Annotated in this window: 1 protein-coding gene; it reads left to right on the forward strand. The window is 78.1% G+C overall.

Annotated features, from left to right (window positions below; translation table 11 throughout):
• A partial coding sequence (locus B1205_RS29925) for a hypothetical protein (RefSeq protein WP_217809854.1) occupies positions 1–875 on the forward strand: 875 nt, incomplete at both ends.

Genomic DNA, 875 nt, shown 5'->3' on the forward strand with positions numbered 1-875 from the left:
CACCGCGGTGACGACCGCCCTGGCCAGGCTGCACGTCACCGGCACGCCGGTGGACTGGTCGGCCTGGTTCACCCGCGACGGCCACCACCCGGGCACGCTCGACCTGCCCACCTACGCGTTCCGGCACCGGCGGTACTGGCTGGCCGACCAGGACACCCCGTCGACCGGGGGCGGCGAGGCAGACGACGGCCGGTTCTGGGACGCCGTCGAGCGGGCCGACCTCACCGCGCTCGACCCCGGGTTCCGGACCGACCAGCCGGTCGCCGACCTGCTGCCGGCGCTCGCCCGGTGGCGGCACGCCGGACGGCGACGCGCCGCCTCCGACTCGTGGCGCTACCGCGTCGACTGGCAGCCCGTACCCGAGACGACCGCCGGCCTGACCGGCACCTGGCTGCTGCTCCTGCCGTACCTCGGGATCGACGACGCGATCGTCGCGGCCGTGACCGACGGGATGACCGCCGCCGGCGCGACCGTGCGGCCGGTGCCGCTTGACGGGCCGGCGGGCGACCGGGAGCTGATCGCCAAGGCGCTGCGTGACAGCGACGGGACCGCCGGGGTGGTGTCGCTGCTCGCGCTCGGCGGCGCCGACGCCGGCGCGGTGCTGGCCACCGTCCAGGCCGCCGCGGAGGCCGGGCTGCCCGGTCCGCTGTGGTGGCTGACCCGGGGTGCGGTGGCGGTCGGTGCCGCCGACGCGCCGGTCGACCCCGTCGCGGCCGGGACCTGGGGGCTCGGCCGCGTCGCGGGATTGGAGGAACCGGGTCGCTGGGGTGGCCTGGTCGACCTCCCGGCCGAGGTGGACGCGCGGACGGTACGGCGGGTCTGCGGGGTGCTGGCCGGTGGCGGGGAGGATCAGGTGGCGGTGCGGCCGTCGGGGG

Origin of the sequence: Micromonospora sp. NBS 11-29 (assembly GCF_002140155.1) — a bacterium.
Classification (GTDB): domain Bacteria; phylum Actinomycetota; class Actinomycetes; order Mycobacteriales; family Micromonosporaceae; genus Micromonospora.